This window comes from Streptomyces sp. NPDC051913 (assembly GCF_044593635.1).
Classification (GTDB): domain Bacteria; phylum Actinomycetota; class Actinomycetes; order Streptomycetales; family Streptomycetaceae; genus Streptomyces.
Genome location: NZ_JBIUCI010000003.1, coordinates 161,171 through 174,448, shown reverse-complemented (window position 1 = coordinate 174,448; position 13,278 = coordinate 161,171). Strand labels below are relative to the sequence as shown.

The 13,278-nt window shown below is 71.1% G+C and carries 15 protein-coding genes; 7 read left to right on the top strand and 8 right to left on the bottom strand.

The window, feature by feature from the left end; all coding sequences use genetic code 11:
* Nucleotides 1–37 precede the first annotated feature (37 nt).
* Both ACIHIX_RS09760 and ACIHIX_RS09755 read right to left on the bottom strand, forming a co-directional pair.
* Nucleotides 38–1,312 (bottom strand): ArsA family ATPase, encoded by a 1,275-nt coding sequence (locus ACIHIX_RS09760; protein ID WP_399952378.1) that lies wholly within the window; start codon nucleotides 1,310–1,312, stop codon nucleotides 38–40.
* A complete protein-coding gene (locus ACIHIX_RS09755; protein WP_399952376.1) occupies nucleotides 1,309–2,286 on the bottom strand; it encodes an ArsA family ATPase in 978 nt (325 codons plus the stop codon). The genes ACIHIX_RS09760 and ACIHIX_RS09755 overlap by 4 nt, the downstream gene beginning before the upstream one ends.
* Nucleotides 2,287–2,404: 118 nt before the next feature.
* Between ACIHIX_RS09755 and ACIHIX_RS09750 the strand changes: the two genes are divergently transcribed.
* The 4 genes from ACIHIX_RS09750 to ACIHIX_RS09735 all read left to right on the top strand — a co-directional run bounded on the left by ACIHIX_RS09750 (nucleotide 2,405) and on the right by ACIHIX_RS09735 (nucleotide 4,923).
* Complete coding sequence (locus tag ACIHIX_RS09750) at nucleotides 2,405–2,563, top strand: DUF4177 domain-containing protein (protein ID WP_003967454.1); 159 nt, start codon at nucleotides 2,405–2,407, stop codon at nucleotides 2,561–2,563.
* A complete protein-coding gene (locus ACIHIX_RS09745) occupies nucleotides 2,560–3,027 on the top strand; it encodes a RidA family protein (RefSeq protein ID WP_399952373.1) in 468 nt (155 codons plus the stop codon). Before ACIHIX_RS09750 ends, ACIHIX_RS09745 begins: the two co-directional genes overlap by 4 nt.
* 85 nt (nucleotides 3,028–3,112) lie before the next feature.
* Nucleotides 3,113–3,982: an NUDIX hydrolase gene (locus ACIHIX_RS09740; protein WP_399952370.1), complete on the top strand. Its 870-nt coding sequence runs from the start codon at nucleotides 3,113–3,115 to the stop codon at nucleotides 3,980–3,982.
* 110 nt (nucleotides 3,983–4,092) lie between these two features.
* Nucleotides 4,093–4,923, top strand: coding sequence for an MBL fold metallo-hydrolase (locus ACIHIX_RS09735; RefSeq protein ID WP_399952368.1), 831 nt, complete (start codon nucleotides 4,093–4,095; stop codon nucleotides 4,921–4,923).
* Here the strand turns inward: ACIHIX_RS09735 and ACIHIX_RS09730 are convergent, their stop codons facing one another.
* The gene (locus tag ACIHIX_RS09730; protein WP_399952365.1) at nucleotides 4,924–5,751 is read right to left on the bottom strand and encodes a nucleotidyltransferase domain-containing protein; all 828 of its coding nucleotides are present in this window, start codon (nucleotides 5,749–5,751) and stop codon (nucleotides 4,924–4,926) included. It lies immediately after the preceding gene.
* Between the two features lie 35 nt (nucleotides 5,752–5,786).
* Nucleotides 5,787–6,461, bottom strand: a complete 675-nt coding sequence (locus ACIHIX_RS09725; RefSeq protein WP_266824125.1) for a Crp/Fnr family transcriptional regulator — start codon at nucleotides 6,459–6,461, stop codon at nucleotides 5,787–5,789.
* 276 nt (nucleotides 6,462–6,737) lie between these two features.
* On the opposite strand from ACIHIX_RS09725, the gene nth reads away from it, so the two are divergent.
* The 3 genes from nth (at nucleotide 6,738) to ACIHIX_RS09710 (ending at nucleotide 9,870) form a co-directional block, all read left to right on the top strand.
* Nucleotides 6,738–7,661: an endonuclease III gene (gene nth / locus ACIHIX_RS09720; RefSeq protein ID WP_399952362.1), complete on the top strand. Its 924-nt coding sequence runs from the start codon at nucleotides 6,738–6,740 to the stop codon at nucleotides 7,659–7,661.
* Between the two features lie 238 nt (nucleotides 7,662–7,899).
* Entirely contained in the window at nucleotides 7,900–8,622 is a 723-nt protein-coding gene (locus ACIHIX_RS09715) for an NUDIX hydrolase (protein ID WP_399952360.1), read from the top strand.
* A gap of 48 nt (nucleotides 8,623–8,670) precedes the next feature.
* On the top strand, nucleotides 8,671–9,870 hold the full coding sequence (locus tag ACIHIX_RS09710; protein ID WP_399952357.1) for a MarP family serine protease: 1,200 nt from the start codon (nucleotides 8,671–8,673) through the stop codon (nucleotides 9,868–9,870).
* A 61-nt stretch (nucleotides 9,871–9,931) separates the two neighbouring features.
* Here the strand turns inward: ACIHIX_RS09710 and ACIHIX_RS09705 are convergent, their stop codons facing one another.
* The 4 genes from ACIHIX_RS09705 to nhaA all read right to left on the bottom strand — a co-directional run bounded on the left by ACIHIX_RS09705 (nucleotide 9,932) and on the right by nhaA (nucleotide 13,172).
* Nucleotides 9,932–10,114, bottom strand: coding sequence for a hypothetical protein (locus ACIHIX_RS09705; protein ID WP_228047413.1), 183 nt, complete (start codon nucleotides 10,112–10,114; stop codon nucleotides 9,932–9,934).
* A gap of 127 nt (nucleotides 10,115–10,241) precedes the next feature.
* Complete coding sequence (locus tag ACIHIX_RS09700; RefSeq protein WP_399952354.1) at nucleotides 10,242–11,186, bottom strand: alpha/beta fold hydrolase; 945 nt, start codon at nucleotides 11,184–11,186, stop codon at nucleotides 10,242–10,244.
* Entirely contained in the window at nucleotides 11,183–11,671 is a 489-nt protein-coding gene (locus tag ACIHIX_RS09695; protein ID WP_399952351.1) for a phage holin family protein, read from the bottom strand. The genes ACIHIX_RS09700 and ACIHIX_RS09695 overlap by 4 nt, the downstream gene beginning before the upstream one ends.
* Before the next feature lie 64 nt (nucleotides 11,672–11,735).
* Nucleotides 11,736–13,172 carry a Na+/H+ antiporter NhaA gene (nhaA, locus tag ACIHIX_RS09690; RefSeq protein ID WP_399952348.1) on the bottom strand — a complete coding sequence of 479 codons (1,437 nt, stop codon included), beginning with the start codon at nucleotides 13,170–13,172 and terminating at the stop codon, nucleotides 11,736–11,738.
* Nucleotides 13,173–13,278 lie beyond the last annotated feature (106 nt).

Genomic DNA, 13,278 nt, shown 5'->3' with positions numbered 1-13,278 from the left:
CCCTGTCAGGGCCTGGGCCCGCAAGGGCACCCTCGGGTCATTCCTCCGCGCTCTCGGGCAGCTCCGGCCGGGCGGCCGCGAGCCGTGCCCCGATGTCCCGCAGCCCCGCGAGGTCGTGGACGTCGCCGGGCAGCGCGGCCACCTCTGTCACCGCCACCTCGGGGTGGAGCGCGGTGAAGCGGTCGCGCGTGCGCTGCTCGCGGGAGAGCAGCCGCATGCGCTCGGCATGCAGCCGGAGCAGGCCCGCGGTGAGTTGTCCGACGGTCTGGTCCGAGGTGGGGGAACCTGAACTGCCGTCTGTGTCGGGAGAGTTACGAACTCCAGCTTTCCCGGCCTCCTGATCCACAATGCGGGACTCTTCAAGATTTTCCGCGGCGGCGAGTGCCCGCTCGGCCGACAGCCGGGCGGCTCCGCTGCCGTGGACCCGGTTGAGCACCAGCCCCGCGAGGGGCATGTCCTCGGCCGCGAGGCGCTCCACGAAGTAGGCGGCCTCCCGCAGCGCGTCCCGCTCCGGGGCGGCCACCACCAGGAACGCCGTGCCGGGCGCCTGGAGCAGTTTGTACGTCGCGTCCGCGCGCGTGCGGAACCCTCCGAACATGGAGTCCATGGCGGCCACGAACGTCTGGACGTCCTTGAGCAGTTGGCCGCCGAGCAGCTTGCCGAGGGCGCCCGTCATCATCGACATCCCGACGTTCAGGAACTTCATCCCGGCCCGCCCGCCGACCTTCGCGGGCGCCAGCAGGACCCGGATCAGCTTGCCGTCGAGGAAGGACCCGAGCCGCTTGGGCGCGTCCAGGAAGTCCAGCGCGGACCGGGACGGCGGGGTGTCGACGACGATCAGGTCCCACTCGTCCTTCGCCCGCAGCTGCCCCAGCTTCTCCATCGCCATGTACTCCTGCGTGCCCGCGAAGCCCGCCGAGAGCGACTGGTAGAAGGGATTGCCGAGAATCGCGGAGGCCCGCTCGGGATCCGCGTGCGCCTCGACGATCTCGTCGAAGGTGCGCTTCATGTCGAGCATCATCGCGTGCAGCTCGCCGTCGCCCTCGACGCCCTTCACGCGCCGCGGGGTGTTGTCCAGCGAGTCGATGCCCATGGACTGGGCGAGCCGGCGGGCCGGGTCGATGGTCAGCACGACCACCTTCCGGCCCCGCTCGGCGGCCCGCAGCCCCAGCGCCGCCGCGGTCGTGGTCTTGCCGACCCCGCCCGAGCCGCAGCACACCACGATGCGGGTCGCCGGGTCGTCCAGCAGGGGGTCGAGATCGAGCACGCGCGCGGGGGAGAGGCGGTGCTGCCGCTCGGCGTCCGGGCTCATGACATCCCCTGCTTCCGCAGTTCCGTGGCCAGTTGGTACAACCCCGCCAGGTCCATGCCCTCGGCGAGCAGCGGCAGTTCGTGCAGCGGGAGGTCCAGCGCGCCGAGGACCGCGCGCTGTTCGTGCTCCAGCGTGTACCGCGCGCCGTACTCCTCGGCCTGGGCCAGGAGCGGATCCACCAGCCGCTCGGCATGCCCGCCGCGCCGCGCCCCGCCGAGGCCCGCGGCGGACAGCGACTGCGCGAAGGAGGAACGAGCCGTGCCGCGTACGAGTTCCAGCTCGGCCGCGTCCAACACCTCCGGACGCACCATGTTCACGATGACCCGGCCCACCGGCAGCTTCGCCGCCCGCAGCTCGGCGATGCCGTCCGCGGTCTCCTGGACCGGCATCTCCTCCAGCAGCGTCACCAGGTGCACGGCCGTCTCCGGCGACTTCAGCACCCGCATCACGGCCTGCGCCTGATTGTGTATCGGCCCTATCTTGGCGAGGCCCGCGACCTCGTCGTTCACGTTCAGGAAGCGCGTGATGCGCCCGGTGGGCGGCGCGTCCATCACGACGTAGTCGTAGGCGAACCGCCCGGACTTCTCCTTGCGCCGCACCGCCTCGCACGCCTTGCCGGTCAGGAGCACGTCCCTGAGGCCGGGCGCGACGGTGGTGGCGAAGTCGATGGCGCCGAGCTTCTTCAGGGCGCGGCCGGCGCCGCCGAGTTTGTAGAACATCTGGAGGTAGTCCAGAAGGGCCAGTTCGGGGTCGATGGCGAGGGCGTACACCTCCCCGCCGCCCCGTGCGACCGCGATCTTTCTCTCCTCGTAGGGCAACGCCTCCGTCTCGAAGAGCTGTGCGATGCCCTGCCGGCCCTCGACCTCCACGAGAAGCGTGCGCTTCCCCTCGGTGGCCAGGGCCAGCGCGAGGGCTGCGGCCACCGTGGTCTTACCGGTTCCGCCCTTGCCGCTGACGACCTGGAGCCTGCTCACGTCTTCGAGCGTAACCACTCGGCGTGCGCGTCAAGCAGCAGGCTGTGGATAAGGCGGCCGGAGCCTGTGGGGCCCACGGCCGCGGGGCCGGGTGCGGGCAGCGGCTAAAGTCGGCCACATGACCAAGTGGGAATACGCGACTGTGCCGCTGCTCGTACACGCCACGAAGCAGATTCTGGACACCTGGGGCGAGGACGGCTGGGAGCTCGTCCAGGTCGTGCCCGGGCCGAACAACCCCGAGCAGCTGGTGGCCTACCTCAAGCGGGAGAAGGCGTGAGCGCGGTCGAGGCGAAGCTCGCCGAACTCGGTCTGACGCTGCCCGAGGTCGTGCCGCCGCTGGCCGCGTACCAGCCGGCCGTGCGCTCGGGCGTGTACGTGTACACCTCCGGACAGCTCCCCATGGTGGAGGGCAAGCTGCCCGTCACCGGCAAGGTCGGGGCGGAGGTCACCGCCGAGGAGGCCAAGGAGCTGGCCCGCGTCTGCGCGCTGAACGCGCTGGCGGCCGTCAAGTCGGTCGCCGGTGACCTGGACCGGATCGCGCGCGTGGTGAAGGTCGTCGGGTTCGTGGCCTCGGCCGCGGACTTCACCGGCCAGCCCGGCGTGATCAACGGCGCGAGCGAGCTGCTCGGCGAGGTCCTCGGCGACAAGGGCGTGCACGCGCGCAGCGCCGTGGGCGTGGCGGTGCTGCCGCTGGACGCCCCGGTGGAGGTCGAGGTCCAGGTGGAGCTCACGGAGGCGTAGAGCGGCTCCTGGGGCCCCTGGAGCGGCATCGCCGCACCTGAGGGCCCCTCTCGAACATTCGCGCACCACGGGATAGCCTCCGCCCATGGCGAATGGGCAGTGGTTTCCGCAGGACTGGCCGGAACGCATCCGCGCGCTCGCGGAGGGCACCCTCACCCCGGTCGTCCCCAAGCGCGCGGCCACGGTCATGCTCCTCAAGGACACCGACACCGGCCCCGCCGTGCACATGCTGCGCAGACGCGCCTCCATGGCCTTCGCCGGAGGCGCGTACGCGTATCCGGGCGGCGGCGTCGACCCGCGCGACGACGACCACGGGATCCGCTGGTCGGGCCCCACGCGCGCGTGGTGGGCCCGCAGGCTCGCGGTGACCGAGACGGAGGCCCAGGCGATCGTCTGCGCGGCCGTCCGCGAGACGTACGAGGAGGCGGGCGTCCTGCTCGCCGGCCCCACCGCCGACTCGGTGGTCGGGGACACGACCGGCGCGGACTGGGAGAGCGACCGTGCGGCCCTGGTCGCGCGGGACCTGTCCTTCGCCGAGTTCCTGGAGCGCCGCGGCCTGGTCCTGCGCTCGGACCTGCTCGGGGCGTGGACGCGCTGGATCACCCCGGAGTTCGAGTCCCGCCGCTTCGACACCTGGTTCTTCGTCGCCGCCCTCCCGGCCGGCCAGCGCACGCGCAACGCGTCCACGGAGGCGGACCGCACGGTGTGGATCCGTCCGGCGGACGCGGCGGCCTCGTACGACAAGGGCGAGCTGCTGATGATGCCGCCCACGATCGCGACGTTGCGCCAGCTGATCGCCTACCCCGCCGCCGCCGAGGCGCTCGCGGCGGCGCCCGACCGGGACCTGACGCCGGTCCTGGCGCGGGCCAGGCTGGACGGCGAGGAGATTGTGCTGTCCTGGCCGGGGCACGAGGAGTTCACGAAACACATCCCGACCGGTGGAGCCCCGGCATGACGATCCGGTCCACACCGTCAATCGGAGCCCTCGCATGACGATCCGGTCCACACCATCGGACGGAGCCCTCGCATGAGGGTACGGTCGACGCCGCCCCAAGGAGCGCTCGCATGACGGACGCAGCAGCCCTTCCCGGCCAGCCACGCGGCGGGGCCCTCTCCGGTCCCGCCACCCCGCGTGCCGTGAACGTCCTCGCGCCCAACGCGTCCGCGATGACGCTGGACGGCACGAACACCTGGATCCTCGCCGAGCCCGACTCCGAACTGGCCGTCGTGGTCGACCCCGGACCGCTGGACGAGAGCCACCTGCGCCATGTCGTCGACGTCACCGAGAAGGCTGGCCGGCGCGTCGCGCTCACCCTGCTGACGCACGGTCACCCGGACCACGCCGAGGGCGCCGCCCGTTTCGCCGAGCTGACCGGCACGCGCGTGCGTGCGCTGGACCCGGCGCTGCGGCTGGGCGACGAGGGGCTGGCGGCCGGGGACGTCGTCACCGTCGGCGGCCTGGAGCTGAGGGTCGTCCCGACCCCCGGCCACACTTCCGACTCCCTGTGCTTCCATCTCCCGGCGGATCAGGCCGTCCTGACGGGCGACACCATCCTGGGCCGCGGTACGACGGTCGTGGCGCACCCCGACGGCCGCCTGGGCGACTATCTGGACTCCCTGCGCCGCCTGCGGTCCCTCACGGTCGACGACGGCGTCCACACGGTCCTGCCGGGCCACGGTCCCGTCCTGGAGGACGCCCAGGGGGCGGTGGAGTTCTATCTCGCCCACCGCGCCCACCGGCTCGCCCAGGTGGAGACGGCGGTCGAGGACGGCTATCTGACGCCGTCCCAGGTCGTCGCCCACGTCTACGCCGACGTGGACCGCTCCCTGTGGCCGGCCGCCGAGCTGTCGGTGCGCGCGCAGATGGACTACCTGGACGAGCACGGGCTCATCTAGCTAGGGCCCGTCGGGGCGGGGCGCCTTCACGCCGTGCACGCGCGCGTATTCCCCCGCCAGCCAGGGCCCGAGGTCGTCGACGTACGACGTGAGCACCGCGCGGTCACCCGTGGGCTCGTGGCCCCGCACCGCCGCCGCCCGCAGCTGCTCGGCCCGCTCCGGGTAGTACGCGCCGAACACCTCCGCCATCTCCCGCAGATCGCTGGTCCAGCCGTTCCAGCGGGGCATGACGAGGGTGAAGCCGGTGCGGACGAGATGGCGGGACATGAAGCGCACGAGCGGCCGCAGGGACGTTTCGCTGTCGTCGGCGGCCTCGATGCGGGCGCGCCAGCGCGGCAGCAGCAGGGCGAGGTCCCCGTTGGTCTCGCGGGCGAGCAGGGAGTCGGGCCGGTAACGCGGCAGGAACTCGGCGAGGTCGTCACCGAGCAGCGGGGTGCACAGACAGGCCACGAACCAGCCCAGGTCGTAGGTCTCCGGCTCGCTCAGCAGCCGCGCGCGGCTGTACAGCAGCGTCCCGACGCCGTCGATCGCCGGGTGTTCCTTGTCGAGGTCCTCGCCCAGTGCCCGTACGGCGTCCCGGTCGGCCGCCGTGGGCTCCTCGCGCAGGGCGATCAGCAGATCCAGGTCGCTGCGCCCCACGCGCGCGGTGCCGCGCGGGATCGAGCCGTAGAGGTAGGCGCTGTGCAGCCGGCCCCCGAAGAGGTCGAGGACGCGGTCACGCGCGGCGGCGACCACGGGGCGGAAGTCGTGCGGCACGCGCGCGAGGGCGCCTTCGCGCGCGATGTAGCCCTGTGGGTCGAGACCTCTGGAGGGCACCTTTTCAGACATGGGCCCACTACATCAGGACGGAGCCCACGGAACGGTCACCTCGAACGCTTGGCCAGTCGCTCCACGTCCAGCAGGATCACCGCACGCGCCTCCAGGCGCAGCCAGCCGCGCTGGGCGAAGTCGGCGAGGGCCTTGTTGACCGTCTCGCGGGACGCGCCGACCAGCTGGGCAAGCTCCTCCTGCGTGAGGTCGTGGACGACGTGGATGCCCTCCTCGGACTGGACGCCGAAGCGGCGGGAGAGGTCCAGGAGCGCGCGGGCGACACGACCGGGGACGTCCGAGAAGACCAGGTCGGACATCTGGTCGTTGGTCTTGCGCAGGCGGCGGGCGACGGCGCGCAGCAGCGCCGTGGCGACCTCGGGGCGGACGTTCAGCCAGGGCTGGAGGTCGCCATGGCCCAGGCCGAGCAGTTTGACCTCGGTCAGCGCGGTGGCGGTCGCCGTACGCGGGCCCGGGTCGAACAACGACAGTTCGCCGATCAGCTCACCGGGGCCCACGACGGCGAGCATGTTCTCGCGGCCGTCGGGGGAGGTGCGGTGGAGCTTGACCTTGCCCTCGGTGACGACATAGAGCCGGTCGCCGGGGTCGCCCTCGTGGAAGAGGGAGTCGCCGCGCGCGAGGGTCACCTCACTCATGGAGGCGCGGAGCTCCGCGGACTGCTCGTCATCGAGCGCCGCGAAGAGCGGGTTGCGCCGCAGAACGTCGTCCACGAGTTCTCTCCTTGTCGACCTGCTCAGGGGATCTTGCTCCCCCTTGGTACCAGGGGACCGTGTTCCCCATTTTGCCGGACGGTCCAAACAGTGTGATCTGTCACAAGGATGCCGCACACCTGTCCTGAGGTAAGCGGCAGGGGTCCAATCGGGGGCCGATCTTCTGGGTCCGGGGCGATTGTCGGTGCCGGGCTTTAGGCTGGCCGGGTGTCCAAATCGCCGGTGAGAGCACAGGCCAAGGGGGCTGGACGGGTGGTTGTACGTCGGGATTCCGCTGTGGGCGAACAGAACTCCGGTGGCGGAAAGAAAGCGGCAAAAGCGACAAAGAAGGCGCCTGTGGTGGTGAAGAAGGTCGCGGCCAAGAAAGTCGCCGCGAAGAAGGCCGTTCCGGCGAAGAAGGTCGCCGTGAAGCCGTCCGCGAAGTCGAACGAGTCGGCCACCGCCCTCGTCCGCCGGGCTCGCCGTATCAACCGCGAACTCGCCGAGGTCTATCCGTACGCCCACCCCGAACTGGACTTCACCAACCCCTTCCAGCTCGTCGTCGCCACGGTCCTGTCCGCCCAGACCACCGACCTGAGGGTCAATCAGACGACCCCCGCGCTCTTCGCCAAGTACCCCACCCCCGAGGACCTGGCCGCCGCCAACCCCGAGGAGGTCGAGGAGATTCTGCGGCCGACCGGGTTCTTCCGGGCCAAGACCAAGTCGGTCATAGGGCTGTCGAAGGCCCTGGTGGAGCAGTTCGGCGGCGAGGTGCCCGGCAAGCTGGAGGAGCTGGTCAAGCTGCCCGGCGTGGGCCGCAAGACCGCGTTCGTCGTGCTCGGCAACGCCTTCGGACGGCCCGGCATCACCGTGGACACGCACTTCCAGCGGCTGGTGCGGCGCTGGCAGTGGACGGACGAGACCGACCCCGACAAGATCGAGGCCGCGATCGGCGCGCTGTTCCCGAAGAGCGACTGGACGGACCTGTCCCACCACGTGATCTGGCACGGCCGCCGCATCTGCCACGCCCGCAAACCCGCCTGCGGCGCCTGCCCCATCGCCCCGCTCTGCCCGGCGTTCGGCGAGGGCGAGACCGACCCGGAGAAGGCGAAGAAGCTCCTCAAGTACGAGAAGGGCGGCTTCCCGGGCCAGCGTCTCAATCCGCCCCAGTCCTACCTGGACGCGGGCGGCAAGGCGGCACCGCCGCTGGGGGCCGGATGACGGGCCGCCGACCGGGCACCCGGACGCGGGGCGGATGCCGGTGGCAGCCTCAGGGGCGATCCCGAAGCGGGCCTCGGGATCGAACTCGGGGACGACCTCAGGGCCGAATCCAGGTCCGGCCCCAGGGGCGACCTCAGGGCCGAATCCAGGGACGACCTAAGGGCCGATCCCAGGGCGCCCGGCTGGAACGATCAACGGCTTGCCGGGCGTTGGACGGGGCAGGACGACGGGGGTGGCGATGAGGCATACGAGCAATACGCAGGGCAGGCACACGAGCGGCCCGGACGAGGCGCCGGGCGTGACGCTGAGCAAGGACGGCCTCCCCGGCTGGCTGGACCCGGTCGTGCACGCCGTCGAGACGGTCGAGCCGCTCCAGTTGAGCCGCTTCCTGCCGCCGGCGAACGGCGCGGGGCGGCAGTCCGCCGTACTGATCCTCTTCGGGGAGGGCGAGCGCGGGCCCGAGCTGCTGCTCATGGAGCGGGCCAGTTCGCTGCGTTCCCATGCCGGACAGCCGTCCTTCCCCGGCGGCGCCCTCGATCCCGAGGACGGCGACCCGCTCGCCGAGGGGCCGCTGCGTGCCGCTCTCCGCGAGGCCGAGGAGGAGACCGGGCTCGACCCGAGCGGCGTCCAGCTCTTCGGTGTGCTGCCCAAGCTCTACATCCCGGTCAGCGGCTTCGTGGTCACCTCCGTGCTGGGCTGGTGGCGCGAGCCCACCCCGGTGGGAGTGGTCGACCCCAACGAGACGGCCCGCGTCTTCACCGTCCCCGTGGCGGATCTCACGGACCCGGACAACCGGGCCACCACCGTCCACCCCAGCGGCCACCGAGGTCCGGCATTCCTGGTCGAATCGGCCCTGGTGTGGGGGTTCACGGCCGGAATCATCGACCGGCTGCTGCACTACTCCGGCTGGGAGCGCCCCTGGGACCGGGACAAGCAGGTCCCGCTCGACTGGCGGTCATGACAGGGTGTCTGCCGTGCTGTGTCATGTGATGAGGCGAGGCCTGAACCGGTGAACGTGCTGGACATCCTGTTGCTGGTCGCCGCCGTGTGGTTCGCGATCGTCGGCTATCGCCAGGGCTTCGTCGTCGGCATCCTGTCGGTGATCGGCTTCATGGGCGGCGGACTCGTCGCCGTATACCTGCTCCCCGTCATCTGGGACGCCCTCACGGACAACTCCGAGGTCAGCACCACCGCGGCCGTCGTGGCCGTGGTCGTCGTCATCGTCTGCGCCTCCGTCGGCCAGGCCCTGACCACCCACCTCGGCAACAAGCTGCGCCGTTACATCACCTGGTCCCCGGCCCGCGCCCTGGACGCCACCGGCGGCGCCCTCGTCAACGTGGTCGCGATGCTCCTCGTGGCCTGGCTCATCGGCTCCGCCCTCGCCCAGACCACCCTGCCGACCCTGGGCAAGGAGGTCCGTGGCTCCAAGGTGCTCCTCGGCGTCTCGGAGGCGCTGCCCGACGCGGCCGACACCTGGTTCAAGGACTTCACCTCGGTCCTCGCGCAGAACGGCTTCCCGCAGGTCTTCAGCCCGTTCTCCGACGAGCCGATCAAGGAGGTCCAGCCGCCGGACCCCGAGCTGGTGAACAGCCCGGTCACGGCCAGGGCCAAGCAGTCCATCGTCAAGGTAATGGGCACCGCCCAGAGTTGCGGCAAGGTCCTGGAGGGCACCGGCTTCGTCTTCGGCGAGCGCCGCGTCATGACCAACGCCCATGTCGTGGGCGGCGTCGACGAACCCACCGTCCAGATCGGCGGCGAGGGCCAGAAGTACGACGCCACGGTCGTCCTGTACGACTGGGAGCGCGACATCGCCGTCCTCGACGTACCCGAACTGAAGGCGCCCGCGCTGAAGTTCACGGCGACGGACGCCGAGAGCGGTGACGACGCGATCATCGCCGGGTTCCCGGAGAACGGCTCGTACGACGTCCGTGCCGCGCGCGTGCGCGGCCGGATCCCGGCCAACGGTCCGGACATCTACCACCGCGGCACCGTGCACCGCGATGTGTACTCCCTCTACGCGACCGTCCGTCAGGGCAACTCCGGCGGCCCGCTGCTCACCCCCCAAGGAGAGGTGTACGGCGTGGTCTTCGCGAAGTCCCTCGACAACGCCGACACCGGCTACGCGCTCACCGCGGACGAGATCCGGGAGGACATCACCAAGGGGCGCACCGCGAACGAGCAGGTGGACAGCGACAGCTGCGCGCTGTAGACCGCGTGAGGGTGTCGCCGGAGACCGTGTAAGGGTGTGAGGCCGCGTCAGCCGGGGCGCTTCAGCCTCGGGTGTGACGCAGCCGGACCGAGACCCAGCGGGCCCGGCGGCGCAGGATGCGCGGGATCCCCACCCGGAGGTCCGTGCCCTGCTCCTGCGGGGCTCCTCCTCGCTGGTGGGGGCTCAGACCGTGGCCCGAGCGGCGGTTGCGTGCTGCGTCACTGTAGTCGTGCGTCCAGCCCATACCCCGACGTCTGCCCCTGCCCCAAGGTCGATAACCACCCCCAGGGCCCCCAATTGGCCTATGCGCCGGGCATTTGGCTGTTCGTAGGACAGGTGTTCAGGTCCGGATACCGGGCGCGTTCGGACGGTCACCGATCGGGTTCGGGGTCTTTCAGCCAATTGATCAGTTCGGTGGAGAAAGCGACCGGATCCTCCTCATGCGGGAAGTGCCCCAGTCCGTCGAACAGCCGCCAGCGGTACGGCGCTTCGACGTACTCCCCGGAACCCGCCGCGCTCCGCGTCCGCATCACCGGATCCAGCGAACCGTGCAGATGCAGGGTCGGCACCCGGACCGGCCGCTTCATGCGCCGGTTGAACTGGATGCCGTCGGGACGGGCCAGCGAGCGCACCATCCACCGGTACGGCTCGATCGAGCAGTGCGCGGTCGACGGGATGCACATCGCGCGCCGGTACGTCTCCACCGCGTCGTCGTCCGGCAGGCTCGGCCCGGACCAGTCCCGGATCAGCTCGGCGACCAGCGCACCGTCGTCCGCGGTCAGCTGCCGCTCCGGGATCCAGGGGCGCTGAAACCCCCAGACGTAGGACCCGGCGCGGGTCTGCTTGACGTCCGAGAGCATCGCCGAGCGCCAGCGCCGCGGATGCGGCATCGAGGCCACCGCGAGGCGCCGGACTAGCTTGGGCCGCATCGCCGCCGCCGTCCACGCCAGATATCCGCCCAGGTCATGGCCGACCAGCGCGGCGTCCGGCTCGCCGAGGGAGCGGATCACACCGGTGATGTCGAGGGCGAGGTTCGCGGGGTCGTAGCCGCGCGGGGTGCGGTCGCTGCCGCCGACGCCCCTGAGGTCCATGGCGACGGCGCGGAACCCGGCGTCGGCGAGCGCGGGCAGCTGATGCCGCCAGGTCCACCAGAACTGCGGGAAGCCGTGCAGCAGCAGCACCAGCGGGCCGTCGCCCATCTCGGCGATGTGGAAGCGCGCGCCGTTGGCGGCGACGTCCCGGTGCGTCAGCGGTCTGTCGCCGAGGACGTCGGGCCGTACTACCGATTCGGCCGAAGGGGTGGCGGGCTCGCTCATGACGACGAGCGTGCCACAGCCTCGATGGCCTCCGGGACACGGTCCTGCGGCAGCTCGGGCCGCGGGTGCGGCTTGGCGTTCTGCAGGATGCTCGCCGTCTCCTTCATCGACGCCGCGGTCTTCTGCGCGCCGCCGCCCTTCTTCGCCTTCTTCGCGAAGACCACGCCGATCAGCGCGAGGAGGCCCGCGATGAGCACGTTGGCGGCGAAGGAGAGCAGGAAGCAGACCGCCAGGTTCCAGTCGCTCCAGGTCCGGATGCCGTACGCCAGCGCGAAGTTCAGCATCGGCAGCGAGAACACCAGCACCGCGCCGGCCACCGTGAACGCGCCGCCGCTCGTCGCGCCGCGCTTGACGTCCCGCTTGAGCTGCGCCTTGGCCAGTGCGATCTCGTCGTGCACCAGCGCGGACATCTCGGTCGTCGCCGAGGCGAACAACTGGCCGATGCTGCGTTCGGCGCCGACCGGGCTGCCGTCGGGTGCGCTCATCGCGTTCTCCCTGCGTAAGGATTCGTCCTGCGTATGGATTCGTCTTTTGTACCGTCCCGTCAGATCATGCCCGACGGTCGTCCTCCTCGCCTGCCCCGCCCGCCACTTCGGCAAGCCCCGCCCGTTCGGCGGCCTTGAGTTCCGCGATCCGGCGGTGCTCGGCGGCCTTGCCCTCGTGGATCGCGGCCATCCGCAGGTGGTACGCCGGGTCGTCCTCCTCGTAGATGTCGGGGATGCCGTCGAGGTCGTCGTCGCGCTCCTCGGCCTCGACCATCCGCCGGTACTTGGCGTTGCGGATCTTCAGCAGCACGGTCGCGAGGGTCGCCGCGATCAGCGAGCCGGCCAGCACGGCCGCCTTGACCTCGTCGGTGAGGGCCGCGTCCCCGTCGAAGGCCAGCTCGCCGATGAGCAGCGACACGGTGAAGCCGATGCCGGCGAGGGACGCCACCGCGAAGACGTCCGCCCACTCCAGGTCGTCGCTGAGCGAGGCCCGGGTGAAGCGTGCCGTCAGCCAGGTTCCGCCGAAGATGCCGACCGCCTTGCCGACGACGAGCCCGAGGACGACGCCGAGCGTCTCCGGCTTGGTGAAGACGTCGCCCAGGGCGCCGCCGGAGACCGAGACACCGGCGCTGAACAGGGCGAACAGCGGCACGGCCAGGCCCGCCGAGAAGGGTCGTACGAGATGTTCGATGTGCTCGCCGGGCGAGTGCTGCTCGCCCTCGCGCGTGGTGCAGCGCAGCATCAGACCCATCGCGACGCCCGCGATGGTGGCGTGGACGCCGCTGTTGTACATCAGGCCCCAGATCACCAGGGCGAGCGGGACGTACACGTACCAGCCGCGCACGCCCCGGCGCAGCAGCAGCCAGAAGACGGCCAGGCCGACGAGCGCGCCGCCGAGCGCGGCGAAGTCGATCTCGGCGGTGAAGAAGACCGCGATGATCAGGATCGCGAAGAGGTCGTCGACGACGGCCAGGGTGAGGAGGAAGGCGCGCAGGGCGCTGGGCAGCGAGGTGCCGATGACGGCGAGCACGGCGAGCGCGAAGGCGATGTCCGTGGCGGTCGGGACCGCCCAGCCGTCGAGCGATCCGCCGCCGCTGAGGTTGGTCAGGGTGTAGACGAGCGCCGGTACGGCCATGCCGCACAGGGCCGCGACGACCGGCAGCGCCGCCGCCCTGGGGTCCTTGAGGTCACCGGCGACCAGTTCGCGCTTGAGTTCGATGCCGGCGACGAAGAAGAAGACCGCGAGGAGCCCGTCGGCGGCCCAGTGGGCGACGGAGAGGTTCAGACCGAGGGCCTCGGGGCCCAGGTGGGAGTGGCTGACGCTCTCGTAGCTGTCGTGCAGCGCGGGTACGTTCGCCCAGACCAGCGCGGCGATCGCGGCGGCGAGCAGCAGGACGCCGCCGACGGTCTCGGTGCGCAGCGCGTCCGCCACGAAGGTGTGTTCGGGCAGCGAGAGCCGTCCGAAGACCTTGCGGGGGGTGGTGGAGCGGGGCGCTGCCATGCGGGGGACCTCCGGTCGGTGGGTACGGCTGAGCTGCTCGCCGACCAGACTTCCCGGCACACCTATGGGGTCACGTGAGTTTTGTTTAGTTTACCTAAAAGGGGCG

What these genes read in the sequence shown, in the direction of transcription:
- ACIHIX_RS09730 (WP_399952365.1), bottom strand. Translation starts at nt 5,751, where the DNA reads ATGTCTGAAAAGGTGCCCTCCAGAGGTCTCGACCCACAGGGCTACATC.
- ACIHIX_RS09760 (WP_399952378.1), bottom strand. Translation starts at nt 1,312, where the DNA reads ATGAGCCCGGACGCCGAGCGGCAGCACCGCCTCTCCCCCGCGCGCGTG.
- nhaA (WP_399952348.1), bottom strand. Translation starts at nt 13,172, where the DNA reads ATGGCAGCGCCCCGCTCCACCACCCCCCGCAAGGTCTTCGGACGGCTC.
- ACIHIX_RS09740 (WP_399952370.1), top strand. Translation starts at nt 3,113, where the DNA reads ATGGCGAATGGGCAGTGGTTTCCGCAGGACTGGCCGGAACGCATCCGC.
- ACIHIX_RS09715 (WP_399952360.1), top strand. Translation starts at nt 7,900, where the DNA reads ATGAGGCATACGAGCAATACGCAGGGCAGGCACACGAGCGGCCCGGAC.
- ACIHIX_RS09750 (WP_003967454.1), top strand. Translation starts at nt 2,405, where the DNA reads ATGACCAAGTGGGAATACGCGACTGTGCCGCTGCTCGTACACGCCACG.
- ACIHIX_RS09700 (WP_399952354.1), bottom strand. Translation starts at nt 11,186, where the DNA reads ATGAGCGAGCCCGCCACCCCTTCGGCCGAATCGGTAGTACGGCCCGAC.
- ACIHIX_RS09735 (WP_399952368.1), top strand. Translation starts at nt 4,093, where the DNA reads ATGACGGACGCAGCAGCCCTTCCCGGCCAGCCACGCGGCGGGGCCCTC.
- ACIHIX_RS09695 (WP_399952351.1), bottom strand. Translation starts at nt 11,671, where the DNA reads ATGAGCGCACCCGACGGCAGCCCGGTCGGCGCCGAACGCAGCATCGGC.
- ACIHIX_RS09705 (WP_228047413.1), bottom strand. Translation starts at nt 10,114, where the DNA reads ATGGGCTGGACGCACGACTACAGTGACGCAGCACGCAACCGCCGCTCG.